The 2020-nt window shown below is 59.1% G+C and carries 3 protein-coding genes; 1 reads left to right on the forward strand and 2 read right to left on the reverse strand.

The window, feature by feature from the left end; translation table 11 throughout:
- Positions 1-226: 226 nt before the first annotated feature.
- Positions 227-511: a hypothetical protein gene (locus tag D8V06_RS03165; protein ID WP_056854119.1), complete on the reverse strand. Its 285-nt coding sequence runs from the start codon at positions 509-511 to the stop codon at positions 227-229.
- A 124-nt stretch (positions 512-635) separates the two neighbouring features.
- Here D8V06_RS03165 and D8V06_RS03170 point away from each other — a divergent pair, with 124 nt between their 5' ends.
- A complete protein-coding gene (locus D8V06_RS03170; RefSeq protein WP_056854118.1) occupies positions 636-1295 on the forward strand; it encodes a glutathione S-transferase in 660 nt (219 codons plus the stop codon).
- 117 nt (positions 1296-1412) lie between these two features.
- Here the strand turns inward: D8V06_RS03170 and D8V06_RS03175 are convergent.
- Positions 1413-2020: lyase family protein (locus D8V06_RS03175; RefSeq protein WP_241667767.1), on the reverse strand; the 608-nt coding region annotated here is incomplete at its 5' end.

Genomic DNA, 2020 nt, shown 5'->3' on the forward strand with positions numbered 1-2020 from the left:
TCAGGGGTAAGCGACATAAGGACTCCAGACTTTCTAGGAATTGGACGACAGCGCCCCTAAGGTGATCTCACTCGTGCGGCATGTCCAGTGCTGGCGGCAGGGTTTTTTTGCCTGGGGCGGCTTTCCCCGGCTGCGGGGTGCCGCAGGAGCGAGGCTTGCCCGCGAAGAGCCGTGACGAGGTTTTCAGATAAACCGCGGCGAGGCTTACACGGGCACACACGCTGGTTTATTTCTTTTCCGGTGGCAGTTCCGGCAATGCGCGCAGCGCTGCTTCATACCATTGGGTGTTGAATGCGCGGTCTTCTTCGAGGATTGCGTCGATTTCTACCGCTAGAACGTGAGCCATCAGATTGAGGATTTCTTCGCGCTCGTAACCTACCAGGGTCAACTTGTTGAACGTTGCCTTGGCTGCTGGCGGGTTGTCGCTTTCGATTTGGTTTTCGATAGCTTCGACCAGCGTATTCTCGGCGAACTCTTCTTCGTCGGCATCGATATCGGTTGGCTCGCTCATGGCAGGCTCCTTGGGGAAAGATGGCCAGTTTACCCGCATTCATGCCCGTGATGCTGCTGGCAAGAAACGCCGCAGCGTTCTATAAACAGGCACTGCCCACCCCGCACGGCCTGGAGGCTATGTGATGCTCAAGCTTTACGGATTTGCTGTCAGCAACTACTACAACATGGTCAAACTGGCTCTGCTGGAAAAAGGCCTGCCCTTCGAAGAAGTGCCGTTTTACGCCGGGCAAACCCCGGAAGCGCTCGCCATCAGCCCGCGTGGAAAAGTACCGGTGCTGGGCGTCGAGCAGGGTTTCATCAATGAAACCAGCGTCATTCTCGAATACATCGAGCAAAGCCAGAAAGGCACGCCGCTGCTGCCCAGCGATCCTTACGAGCGGGCGCAGGTGCTGGCATTGGCCAAGGAGATCGAGTTGTATATCGAACTGCCGGGCCGTGCCTGCTATGGCGAAGCGTTTTTCGGCACGACATTGCCGGATGCCATCAAGGAAAAGACCCGCACCGAGCTGCTGCTGGGCATGGCGTCCCTGGGCCGACACGGCAAATTCAGCCCTTACGTGGCGGGCGACAGTTTGAGCGTGGCGGATCTGTATTTCCTGTACAGCGTGCCGTTGGCGTGCGGGGTCGCCAAGAAACTGTTCGATATCGATTTGTTGGCCGAGCTGCCAGCAGCGAAGGCACTGTTGCAGCGGCTGGAGCAGAATCCGAATGTGCAACGGATTGCTGCGGACAAGGACGCGGCGATGCCGGCGTTCATGGCGATGATTGCAGCCAAGAAGTAGATTTGCAGCGCTCCTGAGTCAGCCATCGCGGGCAAGCCCCGCTCCCACAGTATTGTGTCGGTCAACAGATGGTGACTCGGCGCCAATCCTGTGGGAGCGGGCTTGCCCGCGATACTTTTAGCGGCTGGCGAGCAATGCCTGACCGCGTGCCACGGCTGCCTTGACCTGCGCCGGCGCGGTGCCGCCGATGTGGTTGCGCGCATTGACCGAGCCTTCGAGGGTCAGCACGGCGAATACATCCTGATCGATCTGGTCGCTGAACTTGCGCAATTCTTCCAGGCTCATTTCCGCCAGGTCCTTGCCGCTTTCAACGCCATACTTCACGGCATGGCCGACGATTTCGTGGCAATCCCGGAACGGCAGGCCACGACGCACCAGGTAATCGGCCAGGTCAGTGGCGGTGGAGAAACCGCGCAGCGCCGCCTCACGCATCATCGCGTGCTTGGGCTTGATCGCCGGAATCATGTCGGCAAAGGCGCGCAATGAGTCGCGCAAGGTATCGGCGGCGTCGAACAACGGCTCCTTGTCTTCCTGGTTGTCCTTGTTGTAGGCCAGCGGCTGGCCTTTCATCAAGGTCAGCAAGCCCATCAGTGCCCCGAATACCCGGCCGCTTTTGCCACGTACCAGCTCTGGCACGTCCGGGTTTTTCTTTTGCGGCATGATCGAGCTACCGGTGCAGAAACGGTCCGGCAGATCGATGAACTGGAACTGCGCGCTGGTCCACA

This window comes from Pseudomonas sp. Sample_24 (genome assembly GCF_004307605.1).
Classification (GTDB): Bacteria; Pseudomonadota; Gammaproteobacteria; order Pseudomonadales; family Pseudomonadaceae; genus Aquipseudomonas.

Excerpts from the sequence above, each read along its gene's own strand:
- D8V06_RS03165 (WP_056854119.1), bottom strand. The coding sequence starts at position 511 with ATGAGCGAGCCAACCGATATCGATGCCGACGAAGAAGAGTTCGCCGAG.
- D8V06_RS03170 (WP_056854118.1), top strand. The coding sequence starts at position 636 with ATGCTCAAGCTTTACGGATTTGCTGTCAGCAACTACTACAACATGGTC.